At 33.7% G+C, this 16,674-nt stretch carries 17 protein-coding genes; 12 read left to right on the forward strand and 5 right to left on the reverse strand.

Going from position 1 to position 16,674, the window contains the following annotated elements; all coding sequences use genetic code 11:
* Nucleotides 1-31: 31 nt before the first annotated feature.
* Entirely contained in the window at nt 32-481 is a 450-nt protein-coding gene (locus ACWV26_RS05950) for a YaiI/YqxD family protein (RefSeq protein ID WP_455897435.1), read from the forward strand.
* Between the two features lie 76 nt (nt 482-557).
* Here the strand turns inward: ACWV26_RS05950 and ACWV26_RS05955 are convergent, their stop codons facing one another.
* Nucleotides 558-1,343, reverse strand: a complete 786-nt coding sequence (locus ACWV26_RS05955; RefSeq protein ID WP_455898190.1) for a squalene/phytoene synthase family protein — start codon at nt 1,341-1,343, stop codon at nt 558-560.
* A gap of 430 nt (nt 1,344-1,773) precedes the next feature.
* Between ACWV26_RS05955 and coaW the strand changes: the two genes are divergently transcribed.
* Nucleotides 1,774-2,604, forward strand: coding sequence for a type II pantothenate kinase (coaW, locus tag ACWV26_RS05960; protein ID WP_455897436.1), 831 nt, complete (start codon nt 1,774-1,776; stop codon nt 2,602-2,604).
* Between the two features lie 167 nt (nt 2,605-2,771).
* Here coaW and ACWV26_RS05965 read toward each other — a convergent pair whose 3' ends face one another.
* On the reverse strand, nt 2,772-3,176 hold the full coding sequence (locus tag ACWV26_RS05965) for a ribonuclease HI family protein (RefSeq protein ID WP_455897437.1): 405 nt from the start codon (nt 3,174-3,176) through the stop codon (nt 2,772-2,774).
* Nucleotides 3,177-3,269: 93 nt separating this feature from the next.
* Between ACWV26_RS05965 and ACWV26_RS05970 the strand changes: the two genes are divergently transcribed.
* From ACWV26_RS05970 to ACWV26_RS05980, 3 genes are all read left to right on the forward strand, one after another.
* Nucleotides 3,270-3,464, forward strand: coding sequence for a zinc-finger domain-containing protein (locus ACWV26_RS05970; protein WP_455898191.1), 195 nt, complete (start codon nt 3,270-3,272; stop codon nt 3,462-3,464).
* Nucleotides 3,465-3,724: 260 nt separating this feature from the next.
* Nucleotides 3,725-5,092: an aspartate kinase gene (locus tag ACWV26_RS05975; protein ID WP_455897438.1), complete on the forward strand. Its 1,368-nt coding sequence runs from the start codon at nt 3,725-3,727 to the stop codon at nt 5,090-5,092.
* Between the two features lie 205 nt (nt 5,093-5,297).
* A complete protein-coding gene (locus ACWV26_RS05980) occupies nt 5,298-6,605 on the forward strand; it encodes a hemolysin family protein (protein ID WP_455897439.1) in 1,308 nt (435 codons plus the stop codon).
* Nucleotides 6,606-6,646: 41 nt separating this feature from the next.
* Here ACWV26_RS05980 and ACWV26_RS05985 read toward each other — a convergent pair whose 3' ends face one another.
* The gene (locus tag ACWV26_RS05985; protein ID WP_455897440.1) at nt 6,647-6,850 is read right to left on the reverse strand and encodes a cold-shock protein; all 204 of its coding nucleotides are present in this window, start codon (nt 6,848-6,850) and stop codon (nt 6,647-6,649) included.
* A 211-nt stretch (nt 6,851-7,061) separates the two neighbouring features.
* Here ACWV26_RS05985 and ACWV26_RS05990 point away from each other — a divergent pair, with 211 nt between their 5' ends.
* The 4 genes from ACWV26_RS05990 to ACWV26_RS06005 all read left to right on the forward strand — a co-directional run bounded on the left by ACWV26_RS05990 (nt 7,062) and on the right by ACWV26_RS06005 (nt 12,649).
* Nucleotides 7,062-8,741, forward strand: a complete 1,680-nt coding sequence (locus tag ACWV26_RS05990; protein WP_455897441.1) for a formate--tetrahydrofolate ligase — start codon at nt 7,062-7,064, stop codon at nt 8,739-8,741.
* A gap of 255 nt (nt 8,742-8,996) precedes the next feature.
* Nucleotides 8,997-9,626, forward strand: coding sequence for an HD domain-containing protein (locus ACWV26_RS05995; RefSeq protein ID WP_455897442.1), 630 nt, complete (start codon nt 8,997-8,999; stop codon nt 9,624-9,626).
* On the forward strand, nt 9,623-11,503 hold the full coding sequence (locus tag ACWV26_RS06000; RefSeq protein WP_455897443.1) for an ABC-F family ATP-binding cassette domain-containing protein: 1,881 nt from the start codon (nt 9,623-9,625) through the stop codon (nt 11,501-11,503). The genes ACWV26_RS05995 and ACWV26_RS06000 overlap by 4 nt, the downstream gene beginning before the upstream one ends.
* 18 nt (nt 11,504-11,521) lie before the next feature.
* The gene (locus tag ACWV26_RS06005) at nt 11,522-12,649 is read left to right on the forward strand and encodes a conserved virulence factor C family protein (RefSeq protein WP_455898192.1); all 1,128 of its coding nucleotides are present in this window, start codon (nt 11,522-11,524) and stop codon (nt 12,647-12,649) included.
* A gap of 267 nt (nt 12,650-12,916) precedes the next feature.
* Here ACWV26_RS06005 and ACWV26_RS06010 read toward each other — a convergent pair whose 3' ends face one another.
* Complete coding sequence (locus ACWV26_RS06010) at nt 12,917-13,108, reverse strand: hypothetical protein (protein ID WP_455897444.1); 192 nt, start codon at nt 13,106-13,108, stop codon at nt 12,917-12,919.
* Nucleotides 13,109-13,382: 274 nt separating this feature from the next.
* Between ACWV26_RS06010 and ACWV26_RS06015 the strand changes: the two genes are divergently transcribed.
* The 3 genes from ACWV26_RS06015 (at nt 13,383) to ACWV26_RS06025 (ending at nt 16,034) form a co-directional block, all read left to right on the forward strand.
* Nucleotides 13,383-13,946, forward strand: a complete 564-nt coding sequence (locus ACWV26_RS06015; protein ID WP_455897445.1) for a GNAT family N-acetyltransferase — start codon at nt 13,383-13,385, stop codon at nt 13,944-13,946.
* A 236-nt stretch (nt 13,947-14,182) separates the two neighbouring features.
* The gene (locus ACWV26_RS06020) at nt 14,183-15,370 is read left to right on the forward strand and encodes a hypothetical protein (RefSeq protein ID WP_455897446.1); all 1,188 of its coding nucleotides are present in this window, start codon (nt 14,183-14,185) and stop codon (nt 15,368-15,370) included.
* Nucleotides 15,371-15,485: 115 nt separating this feature from the next.
* Nucleotides 15,486-16,034, forward strand: a complete 549-nt coding sequence (locus ACWV26_RS06025) for a DJ-1/PfpI family protein (protein ID WP_455897447.1) — start codon at nt 15,486-15,488, stop codon at nt 16,032-16,034.
* 258 nt (nt 16,035-16,292) lie between these two features.
* Here ACWV26_RS06025 and ACWV26_RS06030 read toward each other — a convergent pair whose 3' ends face one another.
* Nucleotides 16,293-16,661, reverse strand: a complete 369-nt coding sequence (locus ACWV26_RS06030) for a MerR family transcriptional regulator (protein WP_455897448.1) — start codon at nt 16,659-16,661, stop codon at nt 16,293-16,295.
* Between the last annotated feature and the right edge of the window lie 13 nt (nt 16,662-16,674).

Below are 16,674 nucleotides of genomic sequence, written 5' to 3' on the forward strand. Positions count from 1 at the left end.
GGGGGATATAAGAATAGGAGGGGCCTTTTAGATGACAAAAGTTTGTATTGATGCCGATGGTTGTCCAGTTGTATCAGAGACGATTCAAATTGCAAGGGAATTTCAATTAGATATCACGATCTTCTGTGATACATCCCATTATTTTGATATAGAAGGTGTCAAAACGGTAATGGTTTCTAAAGGCGCGGATGCGGCAGATTTTGCTTTAGTTAATCAAATAAAAAAAGGAGATATTACAATTACACAAGACTATGGTCTTGCTGCAATGGCTCTTGCAAGAGAGGCATATGTGATGAATCAAAATGGCATGCGGTATACTTCTGAAAATATTGATCAACTCTTAAATTCGCGCCATTTAAATCAAAAAATTCGCCAAGCAGGAGGGCGAACAAAAGGACCTAAAAAGCGCACGAAAGAATTAAATGATAGATTTATTCAGAACTTCAGGCAATTATGTGAACAAATAGTAAATAATAAGTAATACTTTAATATAAACAAAAAACTGGTAGTTAAACTACCAGTTTTTGAATGTAATCATATTAGATAAAATGAGCTGACTAAAACTTTGTAACTTCTTCTACTGTTTGTTCCACTTCTTTACGAGTCATCTTTTCATGTCCTTTTCGCATTGCATCAAGAGTCTTATGCGCTAAAGCCAATGGGATTTTGCAGAACATTAAAATACTGCGTTTTGAAATACTTCTATTATATTCATCAGCCCTAGCTAAATTTTCTTCCGCATAATTAAACAAATCATCACGTGTCCAACCTTCTGGAACAAAACTTACCCCACGACCCTTGTCCTCATCTTGATTGCGTAGTATATTAACAGCTTGTAATCCACGTCCATAGCCGATTGCAAGTTCGCGATCGGTTTCAATTCCTTCTTTCCAATACCAAATATCTGATAGCATTGTGCCAACAAGACCTGCCACATAATAAGTGTAGTCATCTAAATCTTCTTTTGTTTTTACAATCCATCCTTTTGAAGCCCATTTTGCCATGCCTGATGCCATTTCACTAGTTGAGGCAGAGACAGTATCGCGAATGTCATTTGGACAAAGGGATAACCAATCTGCAAGTCGTAATGTTACTTCAGGTAATTGAGCTGCATAAGGTTCTAACAATTTCATATATGCAGTTTCATCAAAAGGTTTTAATAATATCTTACTGATTTCATTTAAAATTTTTGATTTAACATGATTAGATAACTCTTCATGATCCTCAATTTCATCAATCGCACGCATGCAGAGGTATGCAGTTGCAACTGTAGTTTTTAACTCCTTTTCTAAAAAGGTTATAGGGATAAAGAAAGTACGGCTTGTCGCTTTTAATACTGCCATAGCCTCTTTATAAAGTTCTTTTTGCTGTGCTTGGGTCACTTGAAACTTCCTCCGTTCAATATAAAGCATTATCTATATCCTATATCAAATTAAGCAAAATAGAAAATTAAAACTTCATACATCAGACAATTTCATATATGTTTCGATTACAATACTATCTTAGATATTCATCACAAAATTTTATCGAATTAAATGAAACAAAAAACACTATAAGGAAATTAAGTATAACGCTTCATTTAGCTGTTATCTTTATTTTAAAGGAAAAAGCTTTATTTATGTAAGCATTTTCAATATATATCCATTATGCTATAATGAAAGAAATTATTGATTAATTATATACATACATAAATACAAGAAAAAACTAATTTAGAATTGCATAATCGAAAATACCAGAGTAAAGTGTTAGTGGGCTTTTATAAAGGAGATTTTTATGAATAGAGTAATAGGAATAGATGCTGGGGGAACACTTACTAAATTAGCATATTTAAATGAAAAGAATGAATTACAGCTTAAGCATTTTCCCTCAAATGATTTACCAGCTGTCCTTGATTGGATTCAACATCAATCAGACATTACAGAAATTGGCCTTACTGGTGGTAGAACAGGTCAAATAATGAAAATGTTAGATACAGATCAATCAATCCATTACATTGTAGAGTTCGAAGCAACCTTAAAGGGTGTACGCTATCAATTAGAAAGATATGGCCATCAATTTGATAAAAGTATTATTACTAATATCGGCACAGGCACTTCGATTCATTATATGGATGGAGAAAAACATATAAGAGTAGGAGGGACAGGTGTAGGTGGTGGCACTTTAATCGGTCTCTCAGCACTAACAACGGGTATAAAAGATTATAAAGAGATACTCGAACTTGCTAAAAAGGGAAAACGTAAGGGAATCGATTTATTGGTGGAAGAAATTTTTGAAGGAATTGATACACCGAAAGAACTAAAACCTTCACTAACTGCTAGTAATTTTGGTAAAGTGGGCTTAGATGAAACTTCAACATATGAACAACAAGATATTCTTGCAACGGTACAGGGATTAGTTGGTGAAGTAATCTCTACTTTAAGTATTCAATATGCAGACCAAATGAATGTGGAACATATTATTTATATTGGTACTACATTGGATCATAATGAAATATTAAAAGAAGTTATTGCCGACTATACGATTTTAAAGAAAAAAACACCGGTATTTTTACAAGATCATGGCTTCAGTGGAGCTGTAGGTGCATTAATGAATATTATCGGGTAAAAAAAGACTTAATGGCCATTTTATAGGCTATTAAGTCTTTTTTAAATTGCTTGTTACTGATTTCAGTAATAAAAAATTAACAAATTCAACGATTTTTTATCATGATTCGTGATAAAATGACTCAAAAAGGTCATAATAATAACTGTTCATCTTTGAAAACAGGATTATTAATCAACTATACCTTTCTTTCCTTTTTGAATACCTTGACGAGCAAGGGCATCTGCCGCTTTATTTTGTGAATCTGGAATCCATTTAATAAAGAACAAATCAAATTGATGAGAAATTTTTAAAGCTTCTTCTAGATAAGGTTTATACTCCTCGTTTTTTACAAATTCCTTTTCAATTGAAGCTACGACGATTTTGGAATCAGATCGCACAGAAATCATGCCAGTAGATAATTTTGCTGCTTCTTGTAATCCGCGGATTAGTGCCTTAAATTCAGCGATATGATTATTGGTAATACCAATAGGTTCACTAATTTTAACTTGGTGACCTTCACCTTTTATGAAAATGCCAATTGCACTCGGACCAGGATTACCTGCACTAGCTGCGTCAATATACACTTCTAACATTTGAAACACCACCACTATAAAGTTATATACTTGCATCGTATCACATATCGGTAGTAGAATAAAAAAATACTGCAAAAGAGGTGATTCCATTTGATCGAGCAGAGCACCATCGTAAAAGAGATTGATGAACTCTTAGAAACTTATTGCGAAGGTTGTTTAGTTAAAACACAAATGCGAAGAGAACGCGGCAAAGCCGGTGCACATAAATTTTGTATAAACTCTTGTACAGTTGGTGAGCAGTTACAGTTTTTAGGACAAGAATTATTAAAAGTATATACAAAATCATAAATTTTATTTAAAATATAAACTTGTTGAGTAAAAACACCATAAGATGGTCTTATGGTGTTTTTTTAAAGTTTGATGCAGCTACAATACTATTGTAATTGAAGCAATTTTGGAATTAAATTGTTTCAGTTATTATTTTTTTGAAATTTTCAAATTAATTTTATGAAATGTATTGACTATTTTTAGGATAATTTGTACACTGTGAAAAAACAAATGTTGCTTATAGAAGTACAATTATAAATATAATGTGAGGATCTGATGAGATGAAAGTTTGTAAATTTGGTGGAACATCAGTCGCTAGTGCAGAACAGATCAAAAAAGTTGCGGCAATTGTTCAATCTGACGCCTCTCGAAGAATCATAGTTGTTTCTGCTCCAGGTAAAAGATACAGCGATGATATTAAGGTTACAGATTTATTAATCGAGTTAGCTGAAACCGTTATTTCAGGTAAAACTTATGAAGATAAAATACAAAACGTTGTTTTAAGATATAAAGAAAATGCAATTGGTTTAGGTCTTAACCTTTCAATTGTTGATGAAATTGAGGCTGATTTACATGCACGTATTACTGAAGCTTCTAAAGTAAGTAACGAGTATTTACTTGATACCTTAAAAGCTAGTGGTGAGGATAATAGTGCGAAAATGATAGCACAATTTTTTAATAGTATTGGCATAAAAGCTAAATATATAAGTCCAAAAGAGGCGGGTTTAACAGTCAATGATGCTCCAGAACGAGCTATGGCGCTACCTGAAGCTTTTATTAATTTAAGTAGTTTAAAAGATTCTTCAGATATTATTGTTTTCCCAGGATTCTTTGGTTATACAAATGATGGTGTATTACGTACATTTGATCGAGGTGGCTCTGATATTACTGGTTCAATTGTCGCGGCTGCTGTTCATGCAACTTTATATGAAAACTTTACAGATGTCGATTGTGTATTTAGTGCAAATCCAAAAGTGGTAAACAATCCAGCAGAAATCAAAGAGATTACATACAGAGAAATGCGAGAACTTTCTTATGCGGGTTTTTCTGTATTTCATGATGAAGCATTAATGCCTGTTGTTAAATTAGGGATTCCGGTAAATGTTAAAAACACTAATAATCCTTTAGCGGAAGGCACAAAAATTGTTCCAAAACGACAAAAAAACCATAGACCTGTTACGGGTATATCCGCGGATTCTGGCTTTTCAATACTATATGTAAGTAAATATTTGATGAATCGAGAAATTGGTTTTGGCCGTAAATTGCTCCAAATTCTTGAAGAAGAGCATATTTCATATGATCATACTCCTTCTGGTTTAGATGATATTTCAGTTATCATGCGGAACCATCAACTAAATCCTGAAAAGGAGGAGCGAATTGTTAAACGCGTTTACACCGAATTACATGCGGATGATGTATACTTCCGCAAAGGTTTTTCAATGATTGTTGTAGTGGGTGAGGGAATGAATAACAATACTGGATTAGCAGCACGTGCTGCAGGTGCTATTTCGAGAACTGGAGCGAACATCGAAATGATTAATCAAGGGTCTTCTGAGGTAAGCCTATCATTTGGTGTTCAAGAAAAATTCGAAAATGCCATTTTACAAGAATTATATAATGAATTTTTTGCTGTTGTAAGTGTACAATAGTTGATTTAAACAACGCCTGTTATTTAGAGGCGTTGTTTTTTTTAAAAATTTTTTAAAAAGTTTTTATAATTTCGCAATAAAAATAATATATTAATAATAGCTAAAAGTTGCTTTTTTTCTATGGTTTACTATAAATTTAGAATAGCTAGAAAAACAGGAGGTGAATTCTCTACGCTGAAGTTATTTTGGTGTAGAGAGACCGTATTTGGACATTGAAATAGCCAGTAATTTAATTCTGTTTGTTATTTTAATCGCGATGACTGGTTTTTTTGTCGCAACAGAATTCGCTATTGTAAAAGTGAGGCCTACGCGAATTGATCAACTGATAACAGAGGGAAACAAAAAAGCAATGAATGCGAAAAAGGTGTTATCACATCTTGATGAGTATTTATCTGCTTGTCAGTTAGGCATTACGATTACGGCACTTGGATTAGGGTGGATTGGAGAACCAACTGCAGAGAAATTGTTACATCCACTTTTTGTATTGTTCAGTATTGAAGGGAATACTGCTGCTGTACTATCCTTTATAGTTGCATTCTCAGTTGTTACATTTTTACATGTGGTAGTCGGTGAATTAGCGCCAAAAACCTTAGCGATTCAACAGGCAGAAATGATTACCTTGCGTTTTTCAGGAACTCTCATACTCTTCCATGTCATCATGTATCCATTTATTAAAGTATTAAATGGATCAGCAAGGGTTTTGACGGGTATCTTTGGCTTGAAAATGCAAACAGAAGGTGAAGAAGTCCATAGTGAAGAAGAGTTAAGAATGATTTTAAACGACAGCTATAAAAATGGCGAGATTAATCCTTCAGAATATAAATTGGTGAACCAAATTTTTGAGTTTGATGAAAGAATTGCAAAAGAAGTAATGGTCCCTCGAACAGAAATTGTAAGTATTGATAAAGAAACAACATTAGATGAAGTTTTTGAGTTAATTAATGTAGAGCAATATACAAGATATCCTGTAACGGATGGGGATAAAGATCATGTAATTGGAATAGTTAATATGAAGCAGCTTCTCTCCGCTCTTATTTTAGATGGAGAAAACGGAAAAAAAACTGTTGAAGAATATCTGCAACCGGTCATCCGTATTATTGAAACAGTTCCGATTAATAGCCTTCTGGTAAGATTTCAGAAAGAAAGAATTCATATGGCTATTTTACTTGATGAATATGGAGGTACGTCTGGGATTGTAACGATTGAGGATATTATTGAAGAAATAGTTGGTGAAATTCGAGACGAATTTGATGGTGATGAACTACCAGAAATTCAAAAAGTAGGCGATGGGCATTTTAGCTTTGATGGAAAAGTATTACTTAATCAAGTGAATGATATGTTAGGCTTGCAAATTGATGAAGAAGATATTGATACAATTGGTGGCTGGTTTATGTCGCATCAAGATAATGCTAAAAAAGGTGATTTCTTTGAATCGGATGGATTTCAGTTTATCGTAAATGAAGTAAATAAACATCAAATTGTCAGAATTGAGGCAAAAAGAGTCAGCGCATAGAAAAAAGCTATTCAGTCATTAGGCTGAGTAGCTTTTATAATTTATGATAATTTAATTACATTTGCCGCTTGGGGGCCACGATTTCCTTCGATTATATCGAATTGCACATCTTGTCCTTCTTCTAACGTGCGAAAACCTTCTTCTCGAATGCCAGTGAAATGGACAAAAACGTCTTCACCATTATTGTACTCGATAAAACCATACCCTTTTTCATTATCGAACCATTTGACTTTTCCTTGATGCATTCGCGTTCCTCCCAACAACAAAATTCGAATTCTCGCTAATACCAATACGAATGGATGGCTAAACTATACCTGATTACATAAAAATTGTCAATTCTTTGTCGATGCGTAGGCTTAATTGCTGAATAATCTATTTTATAGTATGGTAAAGGTATCCAAAGAGTGAGTAAAATTCAACACTCAATAAAACTTTTTAACGAAAGTAGGAGCTGCTATGTCAAAAACTGCTCAACCTTTAACAGACTTAGAAATTGCAAGAAATGCTGAAATTCGTCCAATTACAGAAATCGCAAAAACTGCAGGAATACCAGATGATGCATTAGAACTTTATGGTAAATATAAAGCAAAAATTGATGTGACAAAATTAGAGCAAATTACACCAAATGGAAAGGTCGTTCTAGTTACTGCAATAAATCCTACACCAGCTGGAGAAGGAAAATCAACTGTAACAGTAGGCCTTGCCGACGCATTGAGAAAGTTGCAACAAAATACAATTGTTGCACTTCGTGAACCTTCATTGGGACCTGTAATGGGGATAAAAGGTGGTGCGACAGGAGGCGGATACGCGCAAGTATTGCCAATGGATGAGATTAATCTTCATTTTACTGGTGATTTACATGCAATCACAACTGCGAACAATGCACTTGCAGCATTAATCGATAATCATATCCATCAAGGTAATATTCTAAATATTGATCCACGGCGAATTATTTGGAAACGTGTAATGGATATGAACGACCGTGCATTACGCCATATTGTAGTGGGGCTTGGCGGTCCAGGACAAGGTACCCCACGCGAAGATGGTTTTGATATAACTGTTGCATCCGAAATTATGGCAATTTTCTGCTTGGCAACAGATTTACATGATTTGAAAAAAAGACTCTCTGATATTGTCATTGGTTATAATTACGATAAAGAACCTGTTTTTGTACGTGATTTGGGTGTAGAAGGTGCATTAACATTACTTTTAAAAGATGCATTCAAACCTAATCTTGTGCAAACTATTGAAGGAACACCAGCAATAATTCATGGGGGACCATTTGCGAATATTGCACATGGCTGTAACTCTATCCAAGCTACTAATACTGCGCGTAAGTTAGCTGACATTGTAGTGACAGAAGCAGGTTTTGGCGCCGACTTAGGAGCTGAGAAGTTTATGGATATAAAAGCCGTACAGGGGAACTTAAAACCTGATGCAGTTGTCATCGTTGCAACCATCCGTGCTTTAAAAATGCATGGTGGTGTTGATAAAACAAATCTCAAAATTGAAAACGTTGACGCAGTTAAAAGAGGCATCGAAAATCTTGCCAAACATATTGACACTGTTCGGCAATTTGGTGTAGAACCTATTGTTGCACTAAACCGTTTTGTTTCTGATACTGAAGCAGAGATTGCATCTGTTTTGGAATGGTGTAATAACCACCAAGTAAAGATTGCTCGTACGAACGTTTGGGAAGAAGGTGGTGCAGGTGGAATTGACCTTGCCAAAGCCGTTCTTGAAGTAGTGAATGAAGAAAATAATTTTAAACCAATTTATGATCTGACAGACACAATTGAAAATAAAATCCGCACAATTGTTCAGAAAGTATATGGTGGATTAGATGTAGATTTTACAGAGCAAGCTCGGAAACAAATAGCAGACATTGTAAAGTTTGGATGGGATGCATTACCAGTGTGTATGGCAAAAACGCAATACTCATTATCAGACCAACCAAAATTATTAGGCAACCCAAGAGATTTTACTATTACAGTCCGAGAAATTATTCCAAAACTCGGTGCAAAATTTTTAGTGTGTCTTACAGGCAATATCATGACAATGCCTGGCCTACCTAAAACACCAGCAGCACTGAAAATGGACGTAGACGAACAAGGAAACGCAATAGGTTTGTTCTAAATATTAACTTAATGACTATTTCCATTGCAGAATGTAGTGGGAATAGTCTTTTTTATTCAACTTGATGCCAAATTGAATGGATAGATAATTTATATATCTTGAGTAAAATGATTAATACCCCAGGGATCAGTTGGTAAAATGGAAGGATTATCACAATGCAATTCAGAGTTATATATAATCGATTCTAAATCCCCAACACTATTGAAATTACAGGTATAATAGAAATACCCTGCAAATAAAGGAGTCATCTAAAAAATGAACAGAATAGAACAATGCGAAAAACTCGTGAAATCTATTTACAACCAGTTTGACGCTAGTCATGATTTTCAACATATAGAACGCGTTATGATGAATGCAAAAACAATCCTAAATACAGAACCTCTAGCAAATTCAGAAATCGTCCAATTAGCGGTTCTACTACATGATGTAAGTGATCCGAAATATACAAGTGGAAAAGAAAACGAAATTTCAATTTTACAAAAGCTCAATCTAACAGATATGGAGATTAAACAAATCCAAGATATTATTGCTTGTGTATCATTTCGCGGAGGAAATGAACTAGAAATCAATTCATTAGAGGCGAAAATTGTAAGAGATGCTGATAGACTTGATGCGATTGGGGCGGTTGGGATTGCAAGAACTTTTGCCTACGGCGGAGCAAAAGGGCGTAAATTATATGATGTGGATGAAGAGATTCGTCATCAAATGACAGAAGAAGAATATCGAAAAAAAGATACAGCATCTGTCACGCATTTTTATGAAAAGCTTCTATTATTAAAGGATTTAATGACAACTCCAAAAGGAAAGCAAATGGCAAAATCACGTCATCAATTTATGGTAGACTTTTTACAACAACTGAAGTTAGAAAGAGAAGGGGAATTATGAGTCATTTAATCGTTTCAAATTGTACAAAAACAGTAGGCGATAAAACGCTTTTTGAAAATATAGAATTTACGATTGTCGAAGGAGAAAGAGCAGGGCTAATTGGTATTAACGGAACGGGAAAATCAACGTTACTTTCTATATTAGCAGGAGAATTAGAAGCAGATTCAATCAAATTAGACCATCCTAATAAGTATCGGATTGCATATTTACCACAAAATCCTGTTTTTTCATCAGGGGAAACAGTACTACAAGCAGTATTTGCAGGTGATTCACCTACATTAAAGTTAAACCGAGAATATGAAGAAACAGTGTCCATGCTAAGTCATAATCCAGAGTCAACCACTTTGCAAGATAAATTATTCAGATTGCAACAACAAATGGATCAAAAACAGGCATGGGATGTCAATGCATTAGCTAAAACAGCGCTAACAAAGCTTGGTATTGAAATGTTTGAAGAAGAAGTAGTGAACCTTTCAGGTGGACAACAAAAACGAGTTGCTTTAGCAAAAGTATTAATTGAACCAGCTGATTTATATTTACTAGATGAACCTACGAACCATTTAGATGTGCAATCAACAGAATGGTTGCAAGAGATGGTTGGGCGGTTAAAAGGCGCAGTAATTTTTATCACGCATGATCGATACTTCCTAGATGCTGTTTCAACTGATATTTATGAGATAGCGAACAAAACATTGTATAAGCATAACGGCAATTATGCAAACTTCTTAGAAGCAAAAGCAATTCGTGAGGAAATGGCAGTTGCAACCCAATCAAAAATGCGTAACCGTTATCGTTCAGAATTAAAATGGATTCGCCGTGGCGCTCAAGCTAGATCAACAAAACAAAAAGCCAGAATTCAACGATTTGAAGAACTTTCAGAAAATCTAGAACATAAATCAGAAGATACAAATCTTGAATTAGGACTAGTTACTACCCGATTAGGAAAAAAGGTAATTGAAGCAAAGGATATTTCAAAGGGCTATCAAGATAAACATTTAATTGAGCATTTTTCATTTCTTTTACAATTTGGTGACCGAATTGGAATTATTGGTGCCAATGGTGCGGGGAAAAGTACATTATTAAATATGCTGGCAGGGGATATTGTTCCTGATTCAGGGACGATTGAAGTGGGCTCTACAGTACGCATTGCACATTTTACACAACATCTTCCTGAGATGGATACAAATCAGCGTATGATTGAATATATTCGCGAAACGGCGAATGATATAGAAGACGCAACAGGGGAACATCACTCTGCTGCACAAATGCTAGAACGATTTTTATTCCCATTACATACACATGGGACACCAATTGGAAAGTTATCTGGCGGAGAGCGGAAACGACTTTTCCTATTAAAATTGTTAATGGAACAACCGAATGTTCTATTGCTAGATGAACCGACAAATGACTTAGATATTGAGACACTATCTGTTTTGGAAGATTTTATTGAACAATTCCAAGGTGTCGTTGTGACCATTTCACATGACCGATTTTTCCTTGATCGTATAGCTAAGAAATTGTGGGTATTAGACGGTTATGGGGGTATTGAAGAATCATTGGATGTTTACAGTGATTACCTTGCGAAACAATCACAAATTGTAAAACCTCTAGTACAAGAAGTGAAAGTAGAAAAAGTGCGAGTACCAAAAGTACAAAAGAAAAAATTAACTTTTAAAGAAACAAAAGAATGGGAAACAATTGAAGAAGATATTGCAAAAGTAGAAGAAGCCATTATGGCAGCAGAAGAAGGGATTTCAAGCGCTGGTTCTGATTTTACATTATTGCAAAATTTGACAGCAGAATTAGATGAGTTAAATGCACAATACGAACATCTAATTGAACGATGGGAATACTTACAGGAAATTGTCAATGGTTAATGAAAGGGTGAATCCATGATGAATATAATTACAATTGAACCAACTCCAAGTCCAAATACGATGAAAGTAATTCTTAATCAAGAGTTACCATTCGGCACTGCAAATAATTACAACGAAAAAAATATAGCAGAAGCCCCAAAAGAGATACAAGATATTTTAGCAATTGAAGGCGTAAAAGGTGTATACCATGTTGCAGATTTTCTAGCTGTAGAACGGATTTCAAAGTATGATTGGGAAAATATTTTAGCAGCAGTACGTAATGCATTTGGCGAACAAAACGAAACTTCAAATGTAGAACAAGTAGATGAACATTATGGGGAAGTGTATGTTCATGTACAAATGTTCAAAGGGATACCGCTTCAAGTAAAAGTATTTGATAGTATCTCTGAACAACGTTATGGACTAGCAAAACGATTTATCGATGCATTTAACAAGGCCATGCAGGACGATGAAAACTATATTTTACAACGAAAATGGGTCGATTATGGCGTTCGTTATGGGGAAAAGGAAGAGATTGGCCAAAGTATGGTAGATGAGATTGAGGCTGCATTCCCAGAAAACCGGATTGAAGAACTAATAACTACAAGTAAAGAACAAAAAACAAATGTTACACGGAACAAACGGAAAGTTACCCCTCAAGAGTTTGATGTAGAGAATTGGGAAACTCGTTTCCAATTACTTGATCAAATGGCTGATCCGGAAGTGGATGATTTACCACTACTACAAAAAGCATTAACTGATGAGAAAATGTCCATACGTCGTCTTGCAACCGTGTATCTTGGTATGATTAAAGATAAAAAAGTTGTTCCATATTTAATACAAGCTCTTCAAGATAAAAGTGCATCTGTTAGACGTACAGCAGGTGATTGTATTAGTGATTTAGGTTTTGCGGAATTTGAAACAGCTATGTCTGAAGCATTAAAGGATCGCAATAAGCTTGTTCGTTGGCGAGCTGCTATGTATCTTTATGAAACAGGTACTAAAGCAAGCTTAGCTGCTCTTGAAGTAGCAAGTGACGATCCAGAATTCGAAGTGAAATTACAAGTCAAAATGGCCATTGCCCGTATATCCCAAGGGATTGATGCAATGGGCTCTGTATGGAAACAAATGACCGAAGCACGTGCTAAAGCAAAAGAAAATAATTAAATTTTCTTTGCAAAATAATCATAGAAAGCGTTCAAACTAAGAACCTTCAGATAGTCCACCTTTTCTGAAGGTTTTTAAATTTTGTTAAGGTAGCTTACAAACTTTTAGCAATTATTATAATCATGTTTTTTAACGCATTCAATTTAAAAAATAATAAATTGTTGGTTTCAACAATTAAATTTGTGGGTATATGATTTTTAGTATGTAGGGAACGTGGGCATCCTTATATATGCATTCAAGGTGCCCAAAGCTTTTGAATTTAAAATTTTACGAATTGACCAAGTCTTTTTCACGTTTAACCTTTGCAAAATACATAGCATAACTAGTGTAAAAGGATGCAACACTTAATATCCAAAATAATAATCTGATTTCAATACTATAGATTGGTGCAACAATTCCTCCAACTAATAAGATAATGCCTATTACCAAAAGAAAAATGGCCGTGTTTAGATCCTTCATTCACAACATCTCCTTATGCTTTTGTATGCCTATTATTTCTATATTCTGAATTCTTAAACCTTCTTTTTATTCAAAATTTTACAAATAAATATTCAAAATTTACAAAAGAAATTTTGTAAAGTATTTTATATGCATATAAGAGTAATTGTTTGAAAATGTGTCTATTTTATGACTATAATAAGAGCAATTAAATTATATTGTGAAATAATCGAAATAGTAAGTAAATAATGTGTAAGTAAACTTTTTGAAAACTACTTCAAGGAGGTTTTTTACTATGGTAAGTATTCAGCTAGTTCCTCATGATGTAAGTTATGCCGAAGAAATGTCTAGACTAATTAGTAATCCTGAAGTTCAAAATGCACTTGGCCTTTCGGATAGACAATGTTCTATTGAAGGTGAAAGAGATTTTATCCGCTTAATGCAGTTAGAAGAAAGACTAGGCCAACAATTTTCAAGAATGATTTTTAATGAAAAAAACCAATTGATAGGGGTTATTTCATTAAAAGGGATAGATGATAAACAAAAGCTCTGCCATATTGGTACTTGGATAGGACGCCCTTATTGGGGCAAAGGCTATAACCAATTAGCCAAAATGGAAATGTTGAAAATCGCATTTGAACATTTCCAATTAAACTATGTTTTTGCTGGTGCGAGATTAGGAAATACGCGTTCTCAAAAAGCCCAGGCCAAACTTCCATATATGACATTACATGTAGAACATGAATTTTATCATGAATGGATAAAATTAGAACAACAAGAACGCACACCGTGTATGCTTAACGTCGTTAAAAAAGAAGATTTCTTAAACTGGTATTACGAAAATAGTGTAGCAGGTTAAAGAATTGACCAAATACAAATTGGTCAATTCTTTTTTATTTGATTAGAGAGACCCCGTACATTCAAATTTATAGAGATACTTTTTTCTTAAAAAGAAATCACATACTAAATAAATACTAATCTGAAAGTAAATAGCTATAAAACTACAAAATATTTCCCGGAAAATATATGGTAAAATATTAATAGAAAATTACAGAGATTTCAATTTTAGTTTAAGTGAATTGGGAGGTTTCTTTGATGCTAAAAAAGTTTGGCCTATTGTGTAGTGCAATTGTTCTATTCGTTTTAGGGATATTTGCATTTACATATTATAAAAAAGCATCCGTAATCAATAAAACTACATATACAATGGCTGATTTAAAGAAAGAAAATTTTATCAATCAACAACAGGCTGTACTCTATACTTCTTCGACAACAGAAGAATTACAAAAAGGTAAAGGCAATGGTAAAGTAATTTTCATCGATCAATTAGGAAACGCAAGGGGACTTAAGTTGTCAGGAATTGAAAATGGAGGTACATTTTATAATCAAGACCAATTAATGATAGAAGATTCTAAAAGAATTCTATTGCTAAGCAATACTTTGCATACATATGAAATGGTTTCTAAAGAATTACGTGGAATTCAAACAGGTTTTCTTCCGAAAACAAAACAATTTTATAGCTTATATAATACGGGCTTTAGTAAAAAAGAAGACTATAAAACAATAATTCGATACGGAAATGAAAAGGCAATGAAAGTTACTTCAGTTCCATTTTTTGTGTCTGCTGTTGGAGAATTATCAGATTCACTTATTCTCTTAACACAAGATTTAGTTACTGGGAAATTTGCTATACAAAAAGTACAACTTGGTGCTAAAGGAAACACAAAAAAGTGGCTAGAGCTTCCCTTGCAAGATGCGGAAGATTTAGATGCGTTAACTCCTGTAGTAATGGATAATACAAATTACTATTTTATAATGACTAATTATCAATCGGAAGAACATGAAGATTTAGAACTGATTATTATCAACCAAGATACAAAAAATGTTAAGACGAAACCGCTGTTAAAATACCGAACAAAATATCAAGTTGAAAATGCGCTACCATACAATTTTAATCATTCGGCATACGCAAATAATGGTTCATTTTATTATGTAAATGGATTAGGAGAAGTGTATGAATATAACTTTTCACATAATGATGTTCAGAAAGTAATGCAACTTCATCATGAGAAAAACGGCAATAGTCGATTTGAGCAACTATCATTTAGAGACAATCAAATCCATTATATCTACTCTAATAAGAATCGAAAATTTTTCTTAGAAACCTATGATTTATCGACAAAGAAAAGGATTAAAAAACAAAGAATAAATCACCTTGAATCAATATTACCAATGGATGATGAAAATTACTTTATGACAAATTTAGAAATGTTAGATACTTAATATGTTTCTACTACTTAAATACTTAAGAATCTAAGAATATTTTTATTTAACAGGATTTTTTTGTCATAAGTCGAATTTGTTCCTGTAGGTACAGTTAACTTAAGGAGATGACGAAATGACAAAGAAAATTTTGATAATAGTTGGAGATGCTGTGGAGGCATTAGAAGTGTACTATCCTTACTATCGTTGTTTAGAGGAAGGATATAACGTTACAATTGCTGCGCCAAGTGTAAAAAAAATCCAAACCGTAGTTCATGATTTCATCGAAGGTATGGATACTTATACAGAAAAGCCGGGTTATGGATTAGATGCAAATGCTAGTTTTGCAGATATTAATCCATCAGAATATGATGGACTTATTATTCCTGGTGGTCGCGCTCCAGAATACATTCGCTTAAACGAATATATTCCAAGTATTGTAAGCCACTTCTTTGAAGCAGATAAACCTATTGCAGCAGTTTGCCATGCAGCCCAAATTTTTGCTGTTGTACCTAATGTCATTAAAGATCGAGAACTTACGGCTTATGTTGCATGTAAACCAGAAGTAATCGTTGCGGGAGGTAAGTATATAGATAATCCACTTCATTCAGATGGAAATTTAGTAAGTGGACACGCATGGCCTGACTTACCAGGTTTAATGAGAGAATTTTTGAAAAAGCTTTAGGAATAGATAAATGACATATGAACAAAGCTGCTCATATGGAATTCGTAGAAAAAGGGACCTCCAAATAATTAGGAGTCCCTTTTCGAAGAGTATAAATTTAAAAAGAAAGATAAAAATCAGAGCATCTTGAGTTAAAAAGCTTTATTTTCTGATGAAAAGTTACATAATCAGAAATTTTCAACTCCTAACAGTTAATCTACGTAAATTATTCCATTTTCCAGACAGGTAAAAAAGAGCTGAGTTGCTAAGGGAAAAGAATTAACGCATTATTTTCTCATTTTCTGTACTTTCTAACTTTGATAACATAGCATATAACTTCATTTTTCGTTTAGATAATTCTTTTTCGGTTTTTTCAATCGTTCTAATGATTGAATACATTTTATCGTGAATTTCATCAATTGCATACCTTGTGTCATCTGAACGGTTAATATAAAATATTATTTGAATTTCACTTACTGTAAAACCTAATGACTCCAATTCTTTAATAGCATAAAAATCTCTAATATCTTTTTCAGTATAATTTCTTTTATCCCCATCTCTAATTGGATTAATTAGATTAAGTTCTTCATAATAACGAATGGTGTCTCTCGATGAATTTACGATTGCAACAAAATCTCCTATGTGCATGAATCCTTTTACT

Source organism: Rummeliibacillus sp. JY-2-4R (assembly GCF_053847205.1).